The following is a 26,309-nucleotide window of genomic DNA, read 5'->3' as shown; positions in this document are numbered from 1 at the left end:
TTATCTCTATGAGCCGATGGGACATACTAATTGAGCCAGGTGAACTAAGTGAGCCAGGTGAGTAGTATCCGCAATCAACTCCCCACTGTACTGACATTGATCAATGCTGGCTGTGGAATAGTTGGTCTTGCCGTACTGGTACTGGCCGGCCAGTCGGCACTGCCAATTGCGGCTGGTCTCATTTTTGTTGGTTGGGCATTCGACATTGCTGATGGCCTGGCTGCACGCTTGTTACGAGCCACGTCGAAATTCGGTCAATCCCTCGACTCATTGGCCGATGCCATATGCTTTGTTGTCTTGCCGACATTACTCGTGCTTGCACAGGCGAATGGAGACCCGCTGGTCCTTGTGGCGGCAGGTATTTTTGCAATGTGTGGCCTGTTGCGTCTAGGGCGGTTTTCCAGCGAAGAGAATGGCGATGCGATGTTCTCAGGCCTGCCAAGTGTTGTTGCCGCCATGTTGGTGGCTGCCCTTGTTTTAGTCGTCCATGGGCAGACGGGCATAGACATAGCGTCCGGGTATGCAACATCACTATTCTCACTTGTCCTGTTGATGTTAGGGCTGCTAATGGTCAGTCGCATACCTTATAACGACTTGCCGAAACGACTCCTGCGAGGAGAAATACCCCGCTGGCCATTCGTGATCGCTTGCATTGCCATAGTGATTGATCCGACAAGGCTATTGTTAACCATTGCGCTATTGTTATATGTCGGGTTTTATCCAATGTATGCACTGATTGCGCAACGCGCGACATGACCTTGGTCGCTTCAGTCACCACGCCCCTGCTTGATTTGCCGCCTCCGCAAGAGGCAGCAGCAGTTTTTGGAACGTTAATCGGCGCGTTTTCCCTTTCTGCTGTCCTAGTGCGTGTCATGCGTACAAGGGCAGTCAATCGGGAAAAGAGACGAGATGAGGGCAATCTGCATCGTCGGTTTGTGAGTCTTGGGGTACTGGCACTTACGCTCGGTATCGCTATTACCGCTGGCGGATGGGTGTACTTTGCGTTTCTTGCGGTGTGTACGACAGTCGCTGTAGCAGAATTGCTGACGGTTGTCGGCGAGCGGCACGCATTATTGCTCGCATTACCAGCAGGGTTGTCGATTTTTTTTGCGCCGCTTGGTCCCATGGCAGCGATGGCGGCATTATCCCTAGCGTTGCTGCCAAGTGCACTATTCGCGCTTCGCCCGCCCTACAGTGTGTCAGTTGCCAGCTCTGTAGTCGCACTGGCTGCAGGACTGATCCTGATCGTACTGCCCGCGATGCTGCTGGGGGTTATGCGACAGTATCCAGATGGTTACCTACTGACTGCACTGATCATTCTGGTTCCTCAAATATCAGACGCATTCGCATTACTTTTTGGTCGGTATTTTGGCCAGCATCAGCTTGCGCCGCGCCTCAGCCCAGGCAAGACGGTTGAAGGAGCGATCGGTGGATTAGCCGCTGGTATTACAGTTTCTCTCTTATTGAGCAACGGCCTGGAGAGTGTCGGTATTGCTATCGCTATCGGTTTAGGGGCACTGCTGGTGGGTGCAGGTATCATTGGCGACCTTGTCGCATCAACGATCAAGCGTAGCGTCGGCGTTGATGATTTTGGCCGACTGCTACCAGGTCACGGCGGGCTGCTAGATCGAGTGGATAGCCTGATGTTCGCTGTACCGTTGGGCGTTTTTGCCTATTCTGTCCAAATGGTGATGGGATGAAAGCTATAAATGTCAGCATCATGGTCACGCTGGCGTTTCTAGCCTTTCTCGGTCCGTTTTCGCTGACTGTCTTTTTGCCAGCACTGCCCTCTGTCGCCATTGATGTTGAAAGCAGCATAGGCCTGGTGCAATTGAGTATCAGTCTGGCAATGCTAGGGGTTGTCGTAGCCAGTCTCATTGTGGGGCCAGCGGCCGACGCGATCGGCCGAAAACCCGTCATGGTCGTGTCGCAGGTGCTGTGTATCGCAGGGTGCATGATATGCCTGTTTGCACCCTCTGTTATTTGGTTGATTATTGGGCGTACATTGCTGGCGGCAGCGGCCAGCTCGGGGCTTGTGATCAGTCGTGCCGTGATCGGAGACCGTTTCTCAGGCAAGGCTGCTGTTCTAGCTGTTTCGGTGGTGACCATCGGCTGCATACTGGCTCTTCTGCTAGGGCCGCCGGTGGGAGGCTGGATGGTCGATTACTTAGGGTGGCGCTCTTTGTTTTGGCTTCAAGCCATTCTAGTCTTCATGGCGATGTTCGCGACCATGCAATGGTTGCCAGAGCAAGAGTGTACCATGGAAGTCGATTGCCGCGACCGGCCGGGCATTGCAGCGTTTGTCCGTGTCTTGCGAGCCCCAACAGTGGCGACTTGGCTATTACACGGCTCATTGCATTATGGTGGGCTCATGGCATTCGTCAGTGCCCTTCCTCACATTCTGGCAATAAATGGTGAGCCACCCACCACGTTTGGAATTGGCATGCTGGTGCCAATACTCACAATGACCCTGGGCATTGGCTTGGCCGTCTTCGGGCGTTATAAGGTAGCGCCGCTCCGGGCCATCGTATCGGGATCTTTGCTAGCCTTGTTAGCCATAATGGTATTGGTACCGTTGTTAAAGATGTTACTGCCTGCTGGTCACCCCGCTTTGTACTTTGCGCCCGTCAGCATTGCCGTGGTGGGTGTTGGCATAGCATTTCCCTATACCCAGGCTGCTATTATTGAGGCAGTTGGAGAAATGGATCGAGGAGCGGCCGGTGCGCTTATGGGGGCGCTGCCAACGCTAGTGGGGGCGCTAGCTGCGCAAGGAGTAGTCATGTCTCCTGCGGCTTATATACCCCGGGTTCTATTTGCTTTGGCTATGTTCACTTCATCTCTGTCGCTTTTATCTGCTCTTGTTGTGATGTGGGCCAACAGGGCTCAGGATACTATCAGTAGATCATCGGGAGAATTTTAATGACTTATAGCACAAGCAAAATCAAGATAGCCATCGGCAGGTCTCAACTACTGATAAGCATTTTTCTGGCTATTGTGCTAGCCACACCAGCCGCTGTCATGGCCAACGCGGCCGAAATGACGGGGCGAGAAGTCATGGATGAAGTGCGTGATCGACATGATGCTGACCATGAGCTTGAACATCAGCGCATGACGCTGATTGATGCCAATGGTAACGAGAGTGAGCGCCGTGTGCGCCGATATTCTCGTCTCCAAGAAGACGAGAATTACCGATACCTGGTTGTGTTTGATGAGCCAGCGTCGGTGCGTGGTACCGCACTGCTGACATGGCAACACAGTAACGCGGATGATGAACAGTGGACTCGCCTACCGGCCATGGGAAGAGAATTGCGCAGAGTATCATCAGGCGGACGCTCAAACTATTTCATGGGTACCGATTTCACCTACGAAGACTTGGTTTCGGAAGATATGGACAATTTCCAATACCAACGGTTAGATGACGAAAGTGACGAAAATGGCAATGCCCTTTTTGTTCTGCGGGTGACACCCGTTGATGACAGTGTGAACACTGGATACGAATCACGTGAGATTCGTATCGATCAGGACAACTTCACGGTGGTCCAAGTCGACTACTACGAAGAGCGCACTGGCGAGCACCTTAAACGCATGACCATTGAGGAACAACACAAGGTCGAAGGTCGCGATGAAATGTGGCGGCCAGATGTCACACTGATGGAAAATTTCCGGGAAGATCATCAAACTAGGGTGGAAAGCCTAGAGCGGTCACTAGATCCTGAAGATGTGCCCAACAGGACCTTTGAGAAGCGTTTTGTGACCAGTGGACGTTACATGCGCTGAATATGTCGTTCAGGGTTAGCGACTCGCCCAAGACCGGATACTCCTTTAGATGAATTTCTTGATGCAGTTCTCTGCCGCCCATCGCAAGGCTACTTTGTTCATCCTCGCCGTGCTTACTGCTCTCATGGCGACAGGCTTACCGCGGGTCACGTTTGATACGGCGATCACGCTGTTGATAAGTGACTCCAGTCCCGATAAGCAGCGCTATGACGAAGTCACGGAAATATTCGGTTCAGACAATACTACTGTCCTCTATATAGAGGACGCTGATCTTTTCACCCCTGAACATATTGCTCGGTTGCGCAATCTCGTTGATGACATTGCCGTGCTAGATACCGTCGAGCGGGTTGATAGCCTCTTTAGCGTGTCCAACGTACGCGATGAAAACAATGCACTGGAAACCGGGCCCACGATTGCCGAGCTCCCGAAGACGGTGGCCGAGGCTGAGCGGCAGCGGGATATCGCACGCGATAACCCGCTACTTGTGGGTAATTATATCAGTGCAGACCGCCCAGCAATGGCGATCAATGTACGCGTTCGCGTGGCGGACAATACAAACGAAAATGTTACCGCTCGATCGCACGAGCAAATTGGCGAACTACTTGAGCCATTGAAAGGAGATTACGACGACCTGTTCCAGATCGGGCGCGCACGCATTGCTTATGAAATGGAAAACGGTATGTCCCGGGATATGGTTGTTCTGGGTGGTCTTTCCGTCATTGCCCTGATGTTCAGCGTGCTAGTGTTCCTGCGTAATCCGGGGTTTGCATTGCTTCCGTTGATCACTTCGCTGGTTAGCGTGATCTGGACCTTTGGCTTCATGGGCTGGATGGGCATCCCGGTAACGTTATTGACGTCCATGCTTCCGGCGCTGCTGCTTGTCATCGGTTCTACGGAAGATGTCCACCTCGTCTCCGCGTATCTCGAACGTCTGCATGAGCATCCAGAAGGGGGACGTGCTGGCGCAGTCGCTGCAATGGCGCAACGCATGAGCACCCCAGTACTGATAACCAGCGGCACGACAGCAGTTGGCTTCCTGGCAATGTTAGTATCGGACACCATCATTTTGCGTCAGTTTGCGATCGCCTCATCCGCAGGTATCTTATTCAATATCTTCGTCACGGCCCTATTGGTTCCCATGTTGCTGCGCACCTTTGGGCCACGGCGTCCTGTTCGAACCCGTGAGATGACGCCCAGGGTGGATAACGGCGGGGACTGCCAAAATGAAGATAGCTCCACCAAAACGGGCCTAATCGGTGACTGGATCGGTCAAACCATGGTGCGTATTGGAAGAGAACGTCGCCGGTTCATGGTAACGGCATTTATTGCCGTAGCGGTAGCCGCCGTCATGAATCTGCCTCGACTCGAAGTGAATAACGACCCGCTCGGCTTTTTTCACGATGATGCGGCCATCGTCGAAGATACACAAAAACTCCACGAGACATTAAGCGGCGCACAGACCTTTTTCATCACCCTGGATATACCCGATGGCAATGGTCAGTTTGATTCAGCCGAACTGCTTCAGGCGAGCGCAGATGTGGTGGATGTCGTTCAGGGTGACGACCGTTTTGACGCAACGATGTCACTGGCCCAACTAATACGCCTGATCAATCAGAAGATGAGTGCTGATCCGGATGCATTCACAGTACCGGACAACGATGCACTGATTCAGCAGTTTTTACTGTTTTTCCAGCGCGGAGATATCGAGCGCTATATCAATCACGATCGTACGATGGCCAATATCGTGGTCAGGCACAATCTCACGGAGTCGACCGCGGCCAATCGGGCGATAGCAGATCTGCAGGACAAGGTCGACCAAGTGCTGGCAGGGCATGATGATATAGACGTGGACTTTGTCGGTCTTGAGCTGATGGTTAATCAGGCTGCGGATGATTTGATCCTGAGTCAGTTCTGGGCGCTATTGCTGGTACTGGTCACTGTGTTTGGCGTCATGTCCCTGTTGTTCATGTCATTGCGCGCGGGTTTGCTATCCCTTATTCCAAACCTTTTCCCTATTCTTGTTGCTTACGGCGGATTAGCACTGCTTGAGGCCCCCCTGACTATTTCGACTGCCATCGTGGCCGCGCTCGCCATTGGCATCGCCGTCGACGATACCATGCACATGTTGATACGTTACTCAAAAGAGTGCCGTAGGACCGATAATGAAGACGTTGCCGTTGCGCGCACCATGCAATCCCAGGCCATGCCTGTGGTGTCCTCGACGCTTGCTCTTGGTGCAGCTTTCGCGCTGTTTGCTTTTTCGGAGTTCTCGATTATCGTCACGTTCGGCCTGATGGCCGCGACCGCCATGGTAACCGCCATGCTCACCGATCTACTACTGATGCCAATGATCTTGCGCCACACCCGCCCAGTTGGCCTCTGGCAGATACTCAGCTTGCGGGTTGGAGAGGACGTGTTGTACAACAGCCCGCTACTCCAGGGAATGAGTCGCTGGCAGATAAAGAAGCTCATTTTGCTATCCGAATTGCACGAACTACCGGCGGGTACTCAACTTATTGAGCAAGGCGCCGAGGGACAAGAGATGTATCTTCTGCTTGAAGGGCGGGCAGAGGTGTATGTCAGCAACCAAGAAGGTCATCCTCGCTTTATTTCGGCGATCCACCCAGGTGCCATCGTGGGAGAGATCGCATTCGTAGATCGTTGCGCCCGAACTGCAACGGTGGGAGCGGCCACGGATATTACCGTCCTTGTGTTTACGCAGGAATCCACGCAGCAGCGTTTGCGTCATTACCCCCATATTTCGTTAAAACTATTCCGCAATATCAGCAGAGTGCTTGGCCAGCGTTTGGCAGCAACACTTAACCAGATTAGGTAAGGCTTAAATGTCGCCATCACGATTCCCCCTTGGGCTCAGTGCGCGAGTTCATCGTTGGGTCATCCGTATGCTCATCTTCTACGGCTGGCGCACAGAAATTCGTGGTGCGCAGTATATGGAGCAAGTGACACGCGAACCGATGGTGCTTGCGGCTAACCACGTGTCGTTCTTGGATGGCCCTCTCTATGGCTGCCTGTTCCCGCCCGAGCTGATCACCACCATCAATGGTCAGATGGGCAGGCGCGGCTATGGCGGTTGGCTGGCAAAGCGTCATCGGGTCATTATTATTGATACCAACGAATCCTTTGCGATCCGTGATATGGCACGGGCACTGCGCCAAGGTGCCAGTTGTCAGATATTTCCCGAAGGTCGCTTGACGCGAGATGGGTCTCTGTCACGCATTTATATCGGGGCGGCCGTGCTGGCCCAGCAGGAAAAAGTGCCGGTGTTGCCTGTTTATGCACAAGGGCTACAATACAGCCCATTCAGTCACCTGAGGGGCAGAGTCCGCTCTCACTTTTTCCCCAAGCTGCGTCTGACATTTCTTCCGCCAAGATATCCCGATCTGCCGAAAGACCTTCGCGGTTCGGCACGCCGCGCCGCGCTTAAATCTTTTATTGGAGATGCCATGCTGGAGGCGCAAGTTATTGGCACCCATATTGAGGAGAATCTGACGACCCACTTCGAGCATCTGTGTCGATACGTATTGCGGCCAAAACAAGTGTTGGTGGAAGAAGGTGACCTCAGTATCGATGTGCGCAGCATACGCCGTTGCCTGCGGCGGGGTATCGCCGGGTTGCCCACAGGTTCCGGCTCCGCTGTTGCCGTCGCAATGAAACCAAGTATCGCGCTTATTCTTACAGTAATGGCACTTTGGCGTGAGGGCAGGGCGGTGGTGCCGCTTGATCCGGATGACGGTATAGATATCTGGATCGAAAGCTGTCAGGCGGCGGCTGCAAAGGATATTCTGTTATCAGCAAAGACTCCGCAATTAGTTTCGCATGAAGCGCTTAAAGAGGCCGGTCTGACCCCACACGATATTGATCCCGCCTTGCCTGCTTCATCAAAACCAAGGCGTAGCGCCATTCAAGGCCCAAGCAGCCCCGCACTCGTACTGCCTTTTGCAGGTAATGATGGCCAACCTATGGTGTTGACGCATCAGAATTTGCTCGCGAACCGTGCTCGCATGGCGGCATGTCTGGCGTTCAACCCACCGGATGCCGTCTTGACCTCTTACGGAGTGACACATGCTGCCGGTCTGCTTGGTGGTATGCTGCTGCCAATACTCTGTGGTTGCCGACTTGTCCTCATGCCAGAGCCCCTGACGGGCAGTCGTCTGGTAGGCGAACTCAGTATGAAGCGAGTGCATACGGCACTGATCGATACCGAGACGCTGCGTGGGATGGGCCAACAGGCAGATCCGCTCGACTTCCGGTTTCTGGAGCAACTGGTGTGCCCCGGCGAAACGGTGGACAGCGAATGGCGGCGCCACATTACCGACCGCCACGGTCTCAGGCCGCTGCCGGCGCTGATCGATGCGCGTGGCGGTGGCTGGGTCAGCACCGTAACCCCCAGAGATTATCGCCCCGACCGGTTTGGTCGGCCCATGCCACTGACCGACGTAACGATCAGCGAAGACGGTCTCCATTTAATGGGTGATGCCGTGCCCCTGGCGGGGGGATTCATCCCGGGTCAATGGCGGCTTGATGGTGATCGGTTTTTAACCAATATAGAGTAAGGCATTGTCGTCAATCACAGTGTTAAGGCACAAGGCATTGAGTAGCCATAGGGTAGGCCACCCGCCTAGTGTCGACGTTTAATCTAAAACGTATATCGCAGCCCCGCGGTGATGTGATCGTTGTCACGCCAGCGGCCAAATTGGGTACCGTCATCCCCCGAAAAGCTGACCGCACGCAGATCAAGCTGCAAAGCGTCCGACCAATCATAAGTGGCCCCGAGCATATAACTACCATCACCCTCGCGGAAATTGTCGCTGATAGCCCCCCAGAAGGTGAGTTCACCGTCGACAATAACGTCCAGGCGCGCCAACAGCGTCTGAGGGAAAGGGCGCGCAGGCCGGCTATCTTGCACATACCCTTCGGCATCCTGTTCGTCGTGAATCACCTCATCGGAGTACTCAAGCATCAGTTTGACTTCATTGAGGTCAAGCCTGTTGGCCCACTCCGTTTCTCGGTATGACCCTCCCAGCACATAGCGTGAAAGGCTTTGGTCGCGGTCCCCCTCAACGTTCTGATGCAGCAACTCGCCATGTACTCTCAAACTATCGAAGGTCGCAACAAAACCAGCCATGCCTGATGTGGCGCTGGGGTACTCGATAATCAGATCTGGCTGCGGATTGACAGGCGTCGGCGCCTGACGCTGTCGTGCCACCGGATAAGCAGAACTGCCGTGGTGCGCACCCATAAAGAAATCCGCCCCGGCCATGCTCCAGTCCCACATAAGCAGGTAATCCCAATGTTGAGGGTGATTGTTCCTCAGCTGCATCTCGCCCTGGGTGGTCTGATCAAAGAACACGTCGCTGCCCGCCGCACTTCGCCAGCGGGAGTCTTCAGGAGGACCAATACCCGCTTCTGCGATCGGTAGTGCAAAGAAGCGTAACTGGCTGTTCTCAAGGTAGCGCGTATAGCTGAGCTGCCACCGCCCCCTGTCGATCGCATGAAGAGGGTTACTGAAGTTCGTACTCTCGAAGCGATCGACCGGGCTGTAAAGGTCTGTTGCACCCACCGACACGTCCGACTTGCCGAGCAACAGAGCGTATTCGTAGGTGTCGTAACGAACCGCCAGTCTGGTAAGGTCAAAATAGGGAACGGTCGGATCATCGTCTGTGGGTGAATTACTGAAACGCTCGCCTTGACGAGGCGTGCTCACATCCACATAAGCACCAACATCGACGGCCCAGTTTTCACCTACCCATGTCGAGGCGTCTACCTCAAGACGATTCAATACAAAAAGACGACGCTCATCTACATCACGGCTCGAAGACGGCGGGTCTTCGGTAAAATAATCGGCGTGGCTGGAAAGCTCTACGCGTGCGCTGTTGGCAAGCTCAGCGATAACGTTGGCGTGCGCCGATACACTGACAAACAGCAGCCAGGCAAGTAGCAGGTTAGAGGCACGGACATACATAAAGTTCTCCGATACTTGTTGTGACGGCATGAATTCAAACGGGCTGTTTACTCATGAGCTTCCTTTATTTAGTTGAGCCGTGCGGCAGCCTGCAGTGAACCAATCGCGAAGCGCCGACAGGTTATGGGGTGACGCAATGCCGGCGGATTTTCCATCCGCCATGGCATGGAGAACCTCCTCCAGCTCAGGCATTCCGGTATCCGCTTCCAATACGGCCGCTAACGTGATGGCACGTTCCGTTTGCAGACCTGCTGTACGCTGGATCCTGTCGACGCGTTCGGCAAAGGCGGCCTCTGCGGGTGGTGTGGGGCATTCGGCGCGCCAATCCGGACCCAGATCGCATAACGCTGACAACACACGCTCGCGTCGCTCAGCCAGGGGAAGGCCTGCCAGCTCTGAAGGCTCTATCGGCCGTCCGATATGTATATCCTGACGGCCAAGCCCTACTGGAAATTCCAGGCGTTGATCATCGGGTGGCGACTCAATTGGCAGCCCACCAACAAGGCGTATCGGCAGGATGGGCATATCGGCGGCTTCCGCAAGGTCGAGCAGAACACCGCTTACCTGCCTGACAGGGGGCTGCCGGCAATGCAGTGAACGCGTGCCATCGGCATGAACCATCAGTGAGCGCCCTTCAGTATGAAGTCGCTGCAGCAACGCCTGCATTGATGTCAACATGGCCTGAGGATCGGCACGCTTGAAGAAGGCCAGCTCGACTAGCGGACGTTCCGTTTCGCTGCGGGCCAGTTCGGCGAGCGTGCCCAACCACGAATGGCGATGATCGTCCTTGGCTGCCGCCGTCACAGGCAGACCGGTCAGAATACCCGCCAACGCAGAGACAAGGGCACTTTCAACCCCCGTTTGATGGTTGGCAAGAATCAGCATTGGACGATGGCGGCCGCCGATGAAGGCATCCGGCGCATGGCTGACGATATTTCCGACGAAACGGCGTGCCAGCGCCTGCAAGACCTCATTGACCGGCGTGCGCGCATCCTCACCCATCAACGTCGAGGCCTCACGGCGCAAGCGTGAGTTATACGGGCCATCGGCGGGCCTCTCCGTCACCCGCCAGCCGTTCGCTTCTGGCGTCACCATGACATCAAGATGATTGAAGGCGAAATGACGACTCCGCACCAGCCAGCGCTGCTCGTGTCCCCGGTGAAGCGCCAGTGCTGCCGGATTAAGGTTTAGGTGGGCGGCCACATGATCACGCGCGGCAAGGCATGCGATGGCCTCGGGCCGGTTTATTGCGGCAACAGTATCGTTGGGTAGCCACGAAACGCGTCCGCATACCCCCGAATCCGTAACAGGCTGAACGACGTTGCTAGGTGGTAGCAGTTGTGGCGCATGCCTTGAACGCCACGGTGCCTGACCGTGCCTAGCATGTCGATGGTGAATTAAACGCAGGCCTGCCATAGCACCGGGAGTTGACAGCTGAGGGGCCAAGGCTGCTTGGACATCGTCGTAAACCATCGTCATGCCAAAACGCTCACACATGAAGATTGGCAGATCATCTGCCCAAGCGATCAGAGATACCTGCACCACCGGTAACGGGTCATGATAGATTTCCTGAACGTGAACTTCATAGGCCGAACACCGAGTGTCTCGCGTGACCTGACCGCGGCACACGCACTCAAAGCCCTGTCCTCTGACCGGTTCAAAACGAGCGCCGGGGTAATCATGAGTCAGCCCAAGCGCGGTCATCAAAAAGCCCACGGCCTGCATGCAGCCCTCGGACATCAACGTTCCCGGCAGGCAGGGGTCGTTCAAAAAGTGAGCGTCGAACACCCAGTCAGACGGATCATAATAACCAATAGTCCGTAGCAAGCCATGACCAAAAGCGCCGCCGTGTGGTTCGAAAGCCTTGACCTCATGCCAGAAGCGACCGTCGGGGTTTGGGTGCAGGGGTGCCGGTGTCTCAGGCGCCCCAAAGTCGGCCCCGAAGCAATCTGACGGACGGCCTTCGGCAAGAGCACGTACCTGGTTGCGATCAAAGGTCCGCCGCTGACTGGCATTTGGCGTCGGCTCCCGCCTTGCCTTGTCAGAAAGCGCGTGATCGCTTGGATGCCAACCGACCCCGTGGGAACTGGCAAGCTCTTCCTCGGTGAAGAACCCCGCTTTTGCCCAGTCCACCTCCATAACGGGGCAACCATCACGTAACGCCTCGGATGCAAACGTTATCAACCGTGCAGAACCAAAGGTCGTATCCCCCGTCAGTTGGGTGCGAAACTCCAATCGTTCCCCGGCTGCTGGCAGCGCCGCATGAAGGACACCACGGAAATTGAGTAGGCGGAACATTCGCCGCCCTGCATTCTGCTGATCAACGCCCGCACGAGAAAGCAGGACTAGCGCAGGCTGACCGCCGGCTTCAATACACATGCCAATAGGCATCCGCCCTTGATGAACATACCAATCGTCGGGCTGTGGAGTAATCGAACTGATGATCCAGCCCAAGTCCATCTTCAGCTCAGTCTGCTCGATGGACTCCACTTGATCTAACAGGCATAGAGGCGGGTTAGGTAACCGCACGCGTCGTTCATAACGATCCAGGAAACGATAGGGCTCGCCGAAGGCATCACTGATGCGACCATAGGCATGATCCAGCAAACGATCCCTGTCGATCGCTCGGGGCCCTGGCGATTCGCTGGATAATGCCTGCGCGTCAGCAGCTGGCCTGGATGGGGCTTTAGTATCCTGCCGCGATGCATCCGGTGCTGATGGTATGCTAGAGGGGCAAGGTATATCCTCAGGTACACTTTCGATAGCCGTGGCGGTCTCCTGTGACGGTCCCGAACCATGCTGCATGTCGTCATAAGTGGCTGTATCCATGCGGTCGCGCAGCATTTCACTGATCGCCAGTGTCCTTTCATGCAACTGCTGGCGGCGTTGCAGAAAAGCCGTATGCAACCGTGCGAGTTCGACGAGAGTGGCTGCACGCGCGTCTTCTACCGAAGGATTCGATGGCGGCGCATGCGATCTGGGCGAGTCACAGGTAGACGGGTATGGCTTGGCAGAAGCCGACGCATCAAGACCGTCGTCAGTATCGGGGGCTGTCTGGTTGGGGGGCGTCAGCATGATCTCTCGCTCATGGTCGAGGTGTATCGGTGCGCGTTGGCCCGCCCGAATGAATCGATGGTGTGGTGGCATAGCCAGCAGCTCGCTATGGGCTACGGGAAGCGCTTTGTGCACGGGTAGCTCATGCAACGATTCCCAAGGTGCCGCGGCCAGTTCAGGTTCGGCTTTCAGAGGCTCAGACGTAAAAGCGTTTTCGTTCATCGGAACGCCATACGTCCACAGCCGTGCTGCGCTGTTCAAGAGGTGATTGATATCGCTGCCTGGACCGCCATCCACCGATACGGCAAGATGTTTACGCGTGCCCAATATACGGTCTATCGCCGTGGTCAGTGCCGCACGCGGGCCATGCTCAATAAACACTCGACAGCCATCCTCCCAAGCCTGGCGAACGGTCGTAGGGAAATCAATCGTGGTCAGGGCCTGGCGCATGGAACCTTCTGCACAATGAGCACGCGTCGGCGTATAACGGGTGTTCCACGCATTCCCGTAGATGGCAATGCCAGAAGCCTCACCGACAGGCACATCATGTAGGCTACGCCAAAGCTCGGCGACAGGTTCCACGGCGGGACAATGAACGACTAGGTCGTGGCCCAGTGGCATTGCGCGCCAGCGCCCCAGCCGTTCGATAACCCGCTGACAAGCAGCGGCGTCGCCGCCGATGACACAATCTTGCGGGCTATTGATGATGGTGACGTAGACATACGGTTCCCCATCACAAGCCTCGGCGACCCTCTCTGGCGGCGCTAGGATCAACCAGTTTCGCCAGTCGACCATCGTACCTTCAGGGAGTCCCCAGGCCTGCCTGGCGGCATCAAAGCGGCCGCTCAGGTAATGGCCGTACATGCCCGCATCAAGGATGCGTTTCAACATGCCGTCTTCGTCGCGCCATATACCGGCCGCAATCAGCCCGCTGGTTTCACCCGAAGAAACGCCAAGTACCGCGTCCATACGCAAACCAAGGTGCTTGCGTACCATCCATGAATGCGCCTGGCTCAGCCAGATCGTGCCCATTAGCTGTTCTTCACACGAGAATGCCCGGTTTTCGGCCTCCGGACCATAAAAGCTCATGGCCCCACCGGTGACTAGCGGCGTCTTGCCGGCATTGGCAGCAAGCGTTGGAAATGCCGCCAGTAGATCGGCCCCCATGCCAGGGTAAGCAGAGGCGCCGCCGGTAAAGACGTGGGCAATCTTGCCGTGAATCGGGCCTTCGGCATAATGACAACCGGGCAATGCAAGGTCTATCGCAGCGGGGGAATGCGATTCGGCGAAGCGATCTATCCATGCTCGACGGCGGCTGTCCAGCGCTTCTAAGGGCGCAACGATAGCGGCGCGAAACTCCCCCTCGCCACCCGTGGCACCCCGTGACAAAGCATCAACCAGCGCCGCGCGATCCTTGGCAGCATACCGCTCCACGCAATGGCGTGGCGGTGGCGCAAGTGCACGCGGAGCACCGCCGACACTCAGGTACCAGACTTGCTTGCTGTCACGCAGTCCCTGAACGCTTACCTCCGCATGGCTGCCGGTTGGCGGCGGCACCCATGGAGCACCGCCCGGCGTGCGTCGGGCGGCAAGGCATACGGCCGCCGTGGCGATCTGTAGTAGACCGCTGGCGGCATGAGCATGGCCGATGCGTGAGGTGATGTGATCCGAATCAGACGTGGCCCCAGATGCGGACATGTCAAGGGCAAGCCGCAGAGGAGATAACTCCCCATCGCTACTCAAAGACCCAGGGGGCGCATCTTCGAGCCGCGCCCAGGCATCGCCCTGGACATCGCTGCTCCGACGAAGTACCAACATCACGGCGGCATCACCGGCGGGCTGCAAATGCGCCGGCAATAACGCCCTTGCCGCCGAGTCGTGCACCGGTTCGGCACCGAGATCGACAGCGCCAACCAAGGCAATGTCAATGTCCCCGTCGTCGAGTGCCCGCCAAGCGGTCTCCAGGGCCTGGAGACCGGCACTTTCCTCGTCGTACAAAGAAAACCCCGGACCATTGGCACCCAGCTGGAAGTTCAGTCGGTTGGCAGCAAGATTCGGAATCAGCCCTTGAATGGTCGCCGCCGTCACCTCAATCCGGTTACGGTCGGTTTGCTGCGTACGGCCCAAATGGCGTGCTGGTGCAAGGGCATTCTCGCCGTCACAGGTGTGGCCGACGTAGATGCCAATACGGTCTGGATCCGGCAATGGCATTTCCGCCAGTGCCTGCTCTGCCGCCTGCAGTATGGCCAGCTGTTGTGGCAATACCCTGTCGAGATCAGCGGGCGGTATACGTAAACCTTCACGGCGTAAGCGAATCCGGTCAACGGTCGTCGCTGGCTGTGCCGGCGCTTCCTCGAACAGCATCCGCGCGAACTCGTCGCAGCCTTCGGCGCCTCCTGTCACCACCCCAAGGCTGGTGATGGTCACCGGCGCCCGAGCCGCTGGCGCAGAGGGCACCGCAACGCTTGTGGTGGCGGGCTCGGCACCGTACGCTTCCACCAGCAGATGTGCGTTCGGTCCGCCCAGGCCGAAAGCGCTCACACCCGCTCTAAAAGGTTGCTCGGCTGGCCAGTCGCGGGCACGATCGACCACATTCAGGCCGAGTTCCTGTGCCGCTGCGAGGGGGGATTCAAGTCCCCCAACCGGGGGCAGCACACCATGCTCGAAAGCGCCCAGCACTTTCATAAGGGAGCTACCGGCAGCGGCGGTCATCAGGTGCCCAATATTGCCCTTTACCGACCCGACTGCCAGTGCACGGTCTTTCGCATAGACACTCCCCAACGCCTGTAATTCGATGCGGTCGCCGAGCTCCGTTCCCGTGGCATGGCACTCCACATAGCCGATATCCTTGGGAGATAGTTGCGCCTGGGCCAACGCTGTAGTGAGCAGTTGCGTCTGTGCGCGTTCTACAGGCGCCAGCATACTGCCGCGGTTGCCATTGTTGGACAGCGCAATCGCTCGAATGACGCCGAGCACGGGCTGTCCATCGGCTTTGGCATCGCGCAGCCGACGCAGCGCAAAAACGGTTGCGCCATAACCCGGCAGCAGGCCGTCACTATTACCGTCTAGCGGGCGGCTGCGTTCGCCTGCGCTGAGCGCACCCAGCGCCCGGAAACCCGCCAATAATACCCCGTCGTCTGCGCCGTTAACCGCCCCAGCCAGGACCATGTCGTGACTACCGTCGCGCAGACGGTCGCAGGCAAGTTTAATCGCATACAGGCTGGTCGCGCAGGCAGCGTCAAGTGACACCGTGTCGCCATCCAGCCCAAGTTGTTCGGCCAGAAGGCGTGTCACAAGGCCCGTGGTAAAGCGCCGCAGCGGATCACCAGGCGCTTCTCCCAGGCAAATCTGGGTAGCATAATCCGCAAAGGCGCGGGTTGGAAAACCCAGATGGCCCAGGATAAGCCCGCTGCGTCCTCTCCCTTCCGCAGTCCCGCCGGCCTCCGCCATGGCACCACGCAGCGCATGCAGCGCCCACAGTGCAGAGCGATCGATACGCGCAAGTTCGTCGGCACCCGGCGATAGCGCTGCGGTCGGAAAACCATGAATATGGCCGGAATGCGTATCGGCTCCGCTAACGGCAGCGGCCGCCGTACCGATATCGACGGCTCCCTTCATCAGTCGCCGATGGAATGTCTCAGGATCATGCGCTCCTCCTGGAAGCACACACCCCCGGCCAACAATAGCGATCGGTTCAGCGTACATGAGCTATGACCATTAATGGGTTTGATTCGGCATTGCGTCGCCGACCAGGATTTCAATGTCAGCATCACCAGCGGCCAGTTCGTCCACCATGAGACGCGCCCCCGCAGCAGGCTCGATCAGCGCTAGGCCGCGTTCGCGGAAATGCCTGGCTAACGCCTCATCAACCATACCGCCATTCCAGGGTCCCCAATTAAAAGACTTGACCACGCAGTCATCGCCACGGCTTGCCGCTTCAATTCGAGCCCATTTGTTGAGCACTTCGTTGGCTGCCGCGTAATCAGCTTGGCCAGCGTTTCCGTAGCGCGCGGCCGCCGAAGAGAAGACAACCAGCAAGCGCAGTTCATCGTCACCGGTGGCGGCTAGCAGGGATGCGAAGCCCTGCAGCTTGGTATCGATTACCGACGCGGCTTCAACTGGCGTCTTATCGGCAAGCGCCCGGTCGGCGATTACCCCAGCCGCATGAATAACGCCCCGAACGGGACCGTGGTTGCGCCTGGCCGCGTTGACGGCCGCCTGAACGTCCTCCGATGACGTGACGTCGACAGCCTGATATTCCACATGGGCACCTGTGGCGCGGATACGGTCGATGTTGGTCAGAATTTCGCGCCCGGCCAGGATATGACGTGCCTGACGGTCAATTGCTGCAGGAGAGAGTGGCTCTCCGCGTTTACTGGCCGCTTCGGCCAGCACACGGCGAAGACCGGCGAGGTCATTGATACCCGCACAGCAGGCCGGTTCCTCGATCGGTTCGGTTCGGCCGAGCAGCAGGAAGTGCGCCGGCACCCGACCCGCGAGTTCCAGCACGCACTCTGCGGTTACGCCCCGGGCACCGCCGGTCACGACCACTAGCTCCCCCTCGCTCAGCGGAAGCTTATCAGCCACTGGTGAAGGGCTGGACGCTGCGCGTATGGTGTAGCGGTCTCCATTCCCATTGATGGCAACTTCGACGTCGCGACCGCCAGTCTGCATTTCCGACCAAAGACGAGCTGCCAATACCTGAGGTTCGGCGGAGTCTGTCGCCATATCCAGGCTCTTGACGCCAGCACTCGGCCATTCGCTAGCAGCCGTCTTGCTGACACCGGCCAGGCCCGCCTGAAGCGCGCTCCCAGCGTTCGAGCTGTCGCCAAGACCGAACGCATTAGTGTCTTGAACCGTCACCCATAAGCGTTGCGACTCTGGGTGAGCAGCGAGCTTGCGCGCCAACGCTAGTACTTGCTGAAGCTCCTGGCTCGCCTCCCAGGGACTTGCTAACGTCTCGATGCCTCGCAGATACACCATCGCCGATGGGGGGTGCTCGGGAAGTGACTCAGTGTCCAGGTCGATGATTTGCACGCTGCCGCCCTCAGCTTCGATTAACCGTTGCAAGGCTGAGGCGACGCCTTGATGGTCGGCCAGGATAAGCCACGTCTTAGCCGTTGCCAGAGCGGGCATAGGCTCACCTGACGCATGCGCTGATGTCAGAGTAGGGACGGCGCGCGTCGGCAGCGTTGGTTCAGGAATAGAGGGCGAAGGCGATGCCGAGGGTGTTGTATTAGGAACAGTGGATGACGCCGGCGACGAAGCCAATGCTGCTGTGTCAGCGTTATACTCACCGTCGCTGGCGCCCCCTTCAAGAAAACTCACGACATCGGCCAGGGTACGCAGCCCCGCCACTTCGCTGGGTTCCGCGCTCGGCATGGTGGGTAATCGTTGCTGTAACGCCGCAAAAATCTCCACCCGCTTGATCGAATCAATGCCAAGGCTACCCTCCAGCTCCAGCGTTGGTTCCAGCATGTCCACCGGATAGCCGGTCTTTTCAGCGATAACGGCAAGTAGCGTATCCATCACAGCGCCCGCGCCGCTGGTCGTGGGTTCCGCTGATGGCCCCTGTGCTTGTTGCGTCGCCTCCACCGCCGCTGTGAATTCAGCCTCGTTTACGGGGGCTGTACCCATGCGTTCCGATAAGAACCCCTCGACCTCGGCGAGGCTGCGCAAACCGGCCACTTCCGAAGGTTCCGCCGCTGGCATGCCGGGGAGTCGCTGTTGCAGTGCCGCAAAGATCTCCACGCGCTTGATGGAATCAATCCCCAGGCTGCCCTCAAGCTCCAGCTCGGGAGTGAGCATGTCTTCCGGATAACCGGTCTTCTCGGCGATGACGGTCCGCAGAACCGCCATGGCATCCGTTGGCGCTTCCGCCACCTCTGTGGATGAAGGGGCCGGCGTATTCGCCTGTGCGGCCGGCGCCAGGTGCGGTTCCGTGGGTACGGTATCCGCGCGCTCACGGGGAGCATTCGCCTCCTCGGCTGTTGAGTGGTTAACGGCAGCATGGCGGGGTGGCGGTTCATTGCCTGGTGCAGGGGCTGTGGGCGACACAGCGGCAGATGGCGCAGGTGCGCCGGCTAGGCTGCGCTCCATCATGGCCAGAAAAGCCTCGTGCGCCGCTGCGGTCGACTCTTGATACGCCGTATGCGCCGCCAGCAGTTCCCGGTGAACCGCCCCGATAGTGCTGGCGCTTGCATCTCGCGAGGCAGGTGCCGAGTGAGGAGGGGAGACATCTTGAGCGGCATCCCCCGGCGGGTATGAAGGTCGGGACGAGGTGTCGGCAGAACCAGCACGGTGATCATCTTCCGTATATGAAATTGGATCCATTATTGCGGCGTTTGGCTCAGTTTTTGGGTGGTTTTTTGGCTCGGTGTGAGTCGTCGGGGTGGAAAGCCCTGGCTGGTCGGCAGCGGCATTTGGGCCGGGAATACCCGCCGCACCGTCCTTTGGTGGATAGGGCTTCCCATACAAGGTACCGGAGACGAAAACACTCCCCGGCCCTGAAACAGGCGGAGCCTCCGGTTCGTGGTATTCCTCCCACAAAGCGTCAAGGTCGAGATTGACACCGGCGGTCAGCAAGCGTCCCACACCGATCCAGAAAGCCTCCATGTCGGTATCATCGCGGCGTTCCAGCGTAATGCTACGGTGGGGGCGCTCCCCCAGGCACTGATCGGCAAACCGGCTAAGGGTCTGGCCGGGGCCGACCTCGACAAAGGTGCGGGCACCTGCCTCGTAGAGCGCTTCGATTTGGTCGGCGAAACGCACCGGCTGTGTTAGCTGCTTCGCCAGCCGGTCACGGATGGCATCAGGCGCGTCAGGGTAGGCGTCGGCGTCCGCATTACCAAGCACCGGTAGTGTCGGCGAATGTATGTCCATGGAGGCCAGTTCAGCCGCGAGTTGATCGCTCGCCGGGGCCACCTGAGGCGAATGAAAAGCGGCGGCAACCGGCAACCGCACGGCATTCATGCCCAGGTCCGCACAGAATGCGGCCACATGGTCGATAGCCGCTTCTGGGCCAGCCAACACCGTTTGCGTTGGGGAGTTGACGTTGGCCACTGTGATATCGACCGCACCCTGCTGAGTGAGCGCTTCTTCCAGGCTGGCTGCGTCGGCCTGCACCGCCAGCATGGCACCGGTCTCACCGCTTGCCGTCGCAGCGCTTGCCATTGCCTTGCCCCGAGCTCGGGCCAGAGCAAAGGTATCGGCCGCCGACAGAACGCCAGCAGCGTGTAACGCCGTAATTTCGCCGAAACTGTGGCCGGCGGCAAGGTCAGGCTGAAGACCCAACGCACGCAGCAGTGCTAAAAGCGACATGCTCACACCGGCAATGCCCGGCTGCGTGCGCTGTGTATCGCGTAGAGCAGCCTCTTGAGTTTTTTCGCCGTCCTCGGTGTCAGCCGGTGGTGGGAATACAAACGCATCAATGCGTTCTTCCTCCCTTGCCGTGGCACGTTTGGCCTCATCCTCCCAGACAGCGCGAGCCGCATCGAAATGCATCGCCGCTCCGGCCCCCATGTACAGATACTGGCTGCCCTGGCCGGGAAACAAGAAAGCAATCTTTCCAGGCTCTCTTTTTTCGGCGCCATAATGCGTGCCATCCGGCAGCTCAAAGGACGTGTTAGGTGCCTCCTCTACGCGCAATGCTGCTCGCTCCAGCCGTTGGCGGATGGCATCGCTATCGCCACGCGCGATCAGCGTCAGCCTGACAGTGTCACTTGAATGGAAAGCCCGTTGCGTTTCGCGGGCCATGCAAGCGGGGTCGAGGCGCTCCCGTGCTGCCAGTGCTCTTACGTGTTCCACGAGTGCATCGGCTGAATGGGATGACACGGCAACTAGCTCACTGCCAAGCGCACGTACTCGCGGTTGCCGGCCCCGAGGGCCATGATAAGCTTCGAGCGCAACATGGAAATTGCTGCCCCCAAAACCGAAACTGCTGATGCCCGCCCGACGAGGTGTCGAGCCATCACTGATCCATGGACGTGGCCGATGCGCGATATGGAACGGAGATTGGTCGAGTTCAAGACCCGGGTTGACGGGTTTTGCTTTGAGCGTGGGCGGCAGGATTCCTGCGTTGACCGCAAGCGCAGCCTTGATCAGCCCAGCCACCCCTGCAGCGCCTTTGGTATGACCAATCTGGGACTTGACCGAGCCGAGCGCGCACCACTGTTTCCCGTCAAGGTCTTCCTCACGAAAGACCGTTCGCAAGCCAGCGAACTCAGCGGCATCACCCGCACGAGTGCCCGTGCCATGGGCTTCGACTAGACCAACCGTCCGTGGGCTAAAGCCCGCTTCATCATAAGCACGCCGCAGCGCGCGTGCCTGGCCCTCGGAGTGAGGCGCGTAAACGCTGACCCCGCGGCCATCCGATGCTGACCCGATCCCCCGGATGACGGCATAAATCGGCTGTTCTTCCGCCTCGGCTTCTTCCAGGCGACGCAGCGCAATCAAGCCCACACCCTCACCGAGCAATGTACCGTCACCGTTAACGGAAAACGGTCGACAACCCTCCGTCGGTGATAAGGCAGGGGTGGCAGAAAAACAAGCGAACGAAGCGACATCGTTCATGGTATCGGCACCGCCGACAATCATCAGGTCGGCGCGACCCATAGCGAGCTCGTCTGCTGCCGCGGCCAACGCCGAAAAAGAGCTGGCGCAAGCCGAGTCGGTGGTGAAGTTGGTGCCGTGGAGGTCAAGTTTATTGGCAATCCGGCCCGCCGCGACATTGTTCAATAAACCAGGGAAGGTATCTTCGCGCCATGGAATGTAATGTTCAGCGATGCGATCGGCGGCGACCTGTACCTGATCCTCTGGCATGCCGGTTTCACGCAACGCCTTCACCCAGATCGGACGCTGGAGGCGTGCACTGCTGTGGTTGCATAACTCCGTTGTCCCGGTGACACCAAGGATAACACCGATGCGGTCACGTCCCAGTTCGGCGCCAGCGCGCGTTGCTTCTTCAAGCACGCGGCGTGCAACCATCAGCGACAGCACTTGAACGCTGTCGGTAGAGGATAGAATGGACGGAGGAATACCGAATGCCAATGGCTCGAAAGGTTGCGGCTCAATGAAGGCACCACGTCGAGCATAGACTTTATCCGTGGCCGACGGATCCGCATCAAAATAATCGTCAACCAGCCAGTGGCTCGATGGTACTTCCCTGAAACAATCACGGCCGGTCACGACGTCTCGCCAAAAGCCGCCCGTATCAGATGAACCGGGAAACAGGCTGCCAATTCCCACAATAGCAGCAGCTGGACGTCGAATTGGCGACATACTTCCCCCTCTTATTCGTTTTTTTTATGAATGGCCTGTCCCAGTCGATAGCGTTGGGGCAGGACAACGAATGCATTGGCTGGGAGGTCAACGCCCATAGAACGTAGCTGCATCAACCGCGTGATTCGAGCGGCCCCCGCCATGATGTTCCATGCCACCTGTCCGACCGTCCGGCCATCAGGCGATGCAAGAAACGAGCCAGCCGCCCAACGGTTGAAGGCCCCCATGGAAGGCCCGCACCAGATCTGATAATGGGCGCGGCGCTCGTCATCACCCCTGCGAGCCCATCGTACTGAACGGCCAAGGTACCAGCGCAGTACCAGTGCCAACTGATGGTGAGGGTCTCGTCGAGCACGCTCGTTCTGAACGGGATCACGCTCAGCGAAATACTCCTCTGTCTGCTGGCGAATGGTCTCCAGCGGCGCGGCAAAAACATGACGTTCCAGGTAGTCACGTTCGGTAGCGGGGATATCCTGGATCCCGCCGTACTCGGTATAAAGCTGGTAAAGCCGACGAGCATGGCCAGGAAAGACGCTTCCCCGCTGGAGCACTTGAACCTGTATCCCTAGTTCGAACATATCAGCGGCTGGCGCCATCGTCACGTCTTGAATATCGGCGTCACAGAGCATGGTTTTAACGCGATCAGATGTATCCGCCTCGCGGGTAGCCTGATTGATCGAGCCGGTCACGACATAATCGGCGCCCGCCGCGAAAGCACCGGCCACCGCATCCGGTGTCCCCAAGCCGCCAGCAGCTCCAATGCATACGTGTTCGCTTATCCCGGACTCTCTTGCTATCGACTCGCGTAGCTGCAACATGGAAGCGAGTAGCACCGGTAGCGAACCATTATCGGTATGACCTCCGCTGTCCGCCTCGACGGTAAGGTCGGACGCCAACGGTAGTTCGGCCGCGATGGCAGCCTCATTGGCACTCAAACGTCCTGCCTCGACCAATGCTTTTAAACGGGCCTTGTCAGGGGGCGCCAGAAAGTGTCTAGCGACCTCGGGCCGTGACACCTTCGCCACTAGCCTGTTATGACGCTGTGGGCGCCCGTCAGCCGTGCGGGTGAGGCCGGTGGCTGCATAGCGAATCAAGGCGTCGCTTTGGGTCATGAATGCCGACGCCGACGCACAGGTCACCCCTTCGTCAAGCAGCAGGTCAACCAGGGCTTCCTCGGCATGTGGAGCACCGGGATCATGGATGATGTTAACGCCCCAAGCCTGGTCACTGCCAAGCTCGGATCGAATTCGCCGAATGGCGTCGGCAATGGCGTTCAACGGCAGGCCGGCCGCCCCCAAGAACCCTACACAGCCCGCGAGAACCGCTGCCGTAACAAGCGCAGGGCCTGCAATGCCGCCGGCCATTTCACCCACCACATAAGCGAAGCGGCTGCCGTGGCGTTTACGAAAACTCGGGCTGCCTAGCCACTCAGGATAAACAGGAGGAAGCGTAACCACCGGCTGGGCGTCTGGTTGATTGTCCGGCGGTTGCGTTTCGAGTGTGCCATATGGCGTTACCCAAAGTGATAACTCTGTTCCGAGTGCAGCCGGTGGTGGGTATTGCGATTCAATTCTATCCATGACATGTCAAATGGCAGGTTGATGTTGACGTGTGCCCGTTGCAGTGGTAACAAAATCGGTTTTAAGATTAAAGTACTAAATTACAAGATATCACAGAAAGCTTAAAGATAGAGACAAGGCGAATTGATTGTATGGAGTCGCGAACTCATGACGTCATTATTGTAGGTGCCAGTGCTGCAGGATGTGCGGCAGCGATAATGTATGCGCGAGCGGGCCTGCATGTTGCGCTGTTCGAACGTCGCAAAAATATTGATGCAAGCAAAAATTTTTGCACCCACTTTATCCAGTCGAGTGCCAAGCCGACACTGGATCGACTCGGCCTCACGCATGCACTAGAAGAAGAAGGCGCTGTGCGCAACAGCGTCCGCATGTGGACACGCTGGGGGTGGATACGCGAATCAGGAAAACGCCACGCTGACGAAGCAGCATGCGGCTACAGCATTCGTCGTAAACGCCTTGACCCTATACTGCGGGAAGCGGCGTTGTCTACGCCGGGTGTCGAAGCTTGGCTAGGTTGCCCAGTCAAAGCCCTATTGCGCAAAGCGGGTCGCATAACGGGCGTTCGTGCCGATGAGTGCGGCGTTCCGGTGGAAGCGCGCGCGCCCTTGGTGGTGGGGGCTGATGGCATGAACTCACGTGTTGCTCAGTTTACCGAGGTTGATGCCAGGGTATACCCGAATAACCGCATTGGATACTTTTCGTATTATCGCGGTGTCGTCATGAAAACAGGCACCGAATCGCAGATGTGGTTCCTCGACCCAGATTGCGCGTATGCCTTTCCTAACGAAGATGACATCACGGTGCTGGCTTGGCTGCCAACGCGAGACTCCCCGCTACACCTCGGCGAGCGCCCCGATCATGATCTGCGGCAGATTTTCTCACGTCTGCCCGATGCTCCCGACCTCAGCGCTGCCCAACCCCTCGGAAAGCCGATAGTCGCCAAGCGGCTGGTGAGCCACAATCGCACACCTCTTGAAGACGGGGTCGCCCTCATCGGCGATGCGGGTATGGTCACGGACCCGCTCTGGGGATCCGGACTCAGCTTTGCCTTTCAGTCTGCCGAATGGCTGGTGGATGCAACCCGTGTAGCGCTTAAGAAAGGGCTGGACCCAATGCCCGGCGTAATGGCCTATCGTCAGCATCACGGTGACCGCTTAAGCGGCTACGAACACCACATGGTCGATTACGCACAGGGTCGCCGCTTCAAATTGCTAGAACGTCTGTTTTATGCCGCTGCCACCCGCGACCCCGTGGTTGCCGACAGTTTGCTTGCCTACGGGGCACGCAATATCACCAAACGTGAGCTTTTTACGCCCGATTTGTTCTTTCGCATACTACGCGCGGGTATTGGTGCTCCAACCGTGAGCGGAGACCTGATGAATGGTATTACATCCCGGCGCTCGTAACTGAAACCCAATAGACCAATAGACTTGATCTCGCCAGGCGGTATTAACTATAAGAGTGCAGTAGGTGGCTCAGCGCATCCTCGCTCAGCATTCGCTTGGTCAGGGTCGGTGATGACCCCTGAACGCATTGAACCGCTACGGCCACCTGATGCCTGCCCTCAGCGCGCCAATTTTCAAGATGCCACGTATCGGCATGTCCTAGCACTTCATCCGGCTCAAAAAACACGGCTGGAGGGAACAAGCGTATGATCTCGATGCGCGTAACATCCATAGCAAGCCCTTGGCCTGTGGCCTTTGCCAGCGCTTCTTTCAACACCCAGCGCTGCAGAAGTTCATCGCCAGCAGCGGTTTCGTCCAGCCGGGTAAAGTGCTTGCGTTCCTCTCCAGACAATACCCAAGGCGTCATTATTGGGTCGATAACTCGGTGAGACGGCTCGACATCAATTCCAACCGCTCGCCCGGCGGGATCCGCGATGGCAGCGACAAGCCCTGCGGTATGGCTTATGTTGAAAGAAGGAAAGCTGCGAGCGTTGTCGTCGGCAATCCGTGGTTTGCCATTAGCGTCAACGGTGAATGTCCAATCCGACGGCGCACGCGTGCCGCATGATGAGAGAAGCGCGCGCAACATCACATGCGCAGCAATGAACGCCGATCGATCCGCAGGGTTTAGAAAACGATCAGCGCGCGCACGCTCTTGAGCATCAAGGTAGTCGTACCAGGTACGTGGCACCGCAGATGCGATGGGGAGCAGCCAAATCCGCGGTGGTGCTACCGAAGGCTGGTGGTGGGGCATGCTCGATGCTTCCGCGTCTGATGCGACTCAGTTGTGAAACTGAGGTGCTTACTCAAAATACGTCGCGCCTCTTTCTGGCTGTTGATGTCGGACAACATAGTTTGTCACATTTAAGCCATCAGCTCTTATCACTATGCCGGCGGCAGCAGATAGACGGTCGCCAGCCAACGTAAAGCGGATGACTGACCGACTGGCCGCTAGTAGGCGTAATCGTAGCAAGCCTCTTCACAAGACCCCAGCCGGCAGCGCTAAACCGCCGAGCGCGCCTTCAAGGCACTACCCGATCTGGAAAACGCCCCCACGCAGATGTACCTCGAACGGATCGAACACTTTAAAACCGAGCCGCCCCCGGCAGACTGGGACGGCGTCTGGACGCATACGGAGAAGTGAGGTTCAACAGACCCGATCGCCCTGAGCCTGTCGAAGGGTGCTTGAGC

Annotated in this window: 12 protein-coding genes; 7 read left to right on the top strand and 5 right to left on the bottom strand. The window is 57.8% G+C overall.

Annotated features, from left to right (window positions below):
• Positions 1 to 48: 48 nt before the first annotated feature.
• The 6 genes from BQ9846_RS06505 (at position 49) to BQ9846_RS06480 (ending at position 8,351) form a co-directional block, all read left to right on the top strand.
• On the top strand, positions 49 to 756 hold the full coding sequence (locus tag BQ9846_RS06505; RefSeq protein WP_075879997.1) for a CDP-alcohol phosphatidyltransferase family protein: 708 nt from the start codon (positions 49 to 51) through the stop codon (positions 754 to 756).
• Complete coding sequence (locus BQ9846_RS06500; RefSeq protein WP_075879994.1) at positions 753 to 1,700, top strand: phosphatidate cytidylyltransferase; 948 nt, start codon at positions 753 to 755, stop codon at positions 1,698 to 1,700. Before BQ9846_RS06505 ends, BQ9846_RS06500 begins: the two co-directional genes overlap by 4 nt.
• On the top strand, positions 1,697 to 2,920 hold the full coding sequence (locus BQ9846_RS06495; RefSeq protein WP_075879992.1) for an MFS transporter: 1,224 nt from the start codon (positions 1,697 to 1,699) through the stop codon (positions 2,918 to 2,920). The genes BQ9846_RS06500 and BQ9846_RS06495 overlap by 4 nt, the downstream gene beginning before the upstream one ends.
• A complete protein-coding gene (locus tag BQ9846_RS06490) occupies positions 2,920 to 3,777 on the top strand; it encodes an outer membrane lipoprotein-sorting protein (protein ID WP_083651498.1) in 858 nt (285 codons plus the stop codon). Before BQ9846_RS06495 ends, BQ9846_RS06490 begins: the two co-directional genes overlap by 1 nt.
• Before the next feature lie 61 nt (positions 3,778 to 3,838).
• On the top strand, positions 3,839 to 6,613 hold the full coding sequence (locus BQ9846_RS06485; protein ID WP_159437913.1) for an MMPL family transporter: 2,775 nt from the start codon (positions 3,839 to 3,841) through the stop codon (positions 6,611 to 6,613).
• Positions 6,614 to 6,680: 67 nt separating this feature from the next.
• The gene (locus BQ9846_RS06480; protein ID WP_075879988.1) at positions 6,681 to 8,351 is read left to right on the top strand and encodes a 1-acyl-sn-glycerol-3-phosphate acyltransferase; all 1,671 of its coding nucleotides are present in this window, start codon (positions 6,681 to 6,683) and stop codon (positions 8,349 to 8,351) included.
• A gap of 83 nt (positions 8,352 to 8,434) precedes the next feature.
• Here BQ9846_RS06480 and BQ9846_RS06475 read toward each other — a convergent pair whose 3' ends face one another.
• From BQ9846_RS06475 to BQ9846_RS06460, 4 genes are read right to left on the bottom strand one after another with little or no spacing between them, the layout of a single operon-like run.
• Positions 8,435 to 9,760 (bottom strand): hypothetical protein, encoded by a 1,326-nt coding sequence (locus BQ9846_RS06475; RefSeq protein ID WP_075879986.1) that lies wholly within the window; start codon positions 9,758 to 9,760, stop codon positions 8,435 to 8,437.
• A 51-nt stretch (positions 9,761 to 9,811) separates the two neighbouring features.
• Positions 9,812 to 16,519 carry a beta-ketoacyl synthase N-terminal-like domain-containing protein gene (locus BQ9846_RS06470; protein WP_075879984.1) on the bottom strand — a complete coding sequence of 2,236 codons (6,708 nt, stop codon included), beginning with the start codon at positions 16,517 to 16,519 and terminating at the stop codon, positions 9,812 to 9,814.
• Between the two features lie 12 nt (positions 16,520 to 16,531).
• Complete coding sequence (locus tag BQ9846_RS06465) at positions 16,532 to 22,093, bottom strand: type I polyketide synthase (protein ID WP_075879982.1); 5,562 nt, start codon at positions 22,091 to 22,093, stop codon at positions 16,532 to 16,534.
• A gap of 11 nt (positions 22,094 to 22,104) precedes the next feature.
• On the bottom strand, positions 22,105 to 23,673 hold the full coding sequence (locus BQ9846_RS06460) for a PfaD family polyunsaturated fatty acid/polyketide biosynthesis protein (protein ID WP_083651496.1): 1,569 nt from the start codon (positions 23,671 to 23,673) through the stop codon (positions 22,105 to 22,107).
• Positions 23,674 to 23,804: 131 nt separating this feature from the next.
• Here BQ9846_RS06460 and BQ9846_RS06455 point away from each other — a divergent pair, with 131 nt between their 5' ends.
• The gene (locus tag BQ9846_RS06455; protein ID WP_075879979.1) at positions 23,805 to 25,079 is read left to right on the top strand and encodes an NAD(P)/FAD-dependent oxidoreductase; all 1,275 of its coding nucleotides are present in this window, start codon (positions 23,805 to 23,807) and stop codon (positions 25,077 to 25,079) included.
• 43 nt (positions 25,080 to 25,122) lie between these two features.
• On the opposite strand, the gene BQ9846_RS06450 is transcribed toward BQ9846_RS06455, so the two are convergent.
• Positions 25,123 to 25,872, bottom strand: a complete 750-nt coding sequence (locus BQ9846_RS06450) for a 4'-phosphopantetheinyl transferase family protein (RefSeq protein WP_075879976.1) — start codon at positions 25,870 to 25,872, stop codon at positions 25,123 to 25,125.
• Between the last annotated feature and the right edge of the window lie 437 nt (positions 25,873 to 26,309).

It is taken from the genome of Vreelandella massiliensis, assembly GCF_900155385.1.
In the GTDB taxonomy this organism is placed as follows: Bacteria; Pseudomonadota; Gammaproteobacteria; order Pseudomonadales; family Halomonadaceae; genus Vreelandella; species Vreelandella massiliensis.
This window is presented reverse-complemented; position numbering and strand designations above follow the sequence as displayed.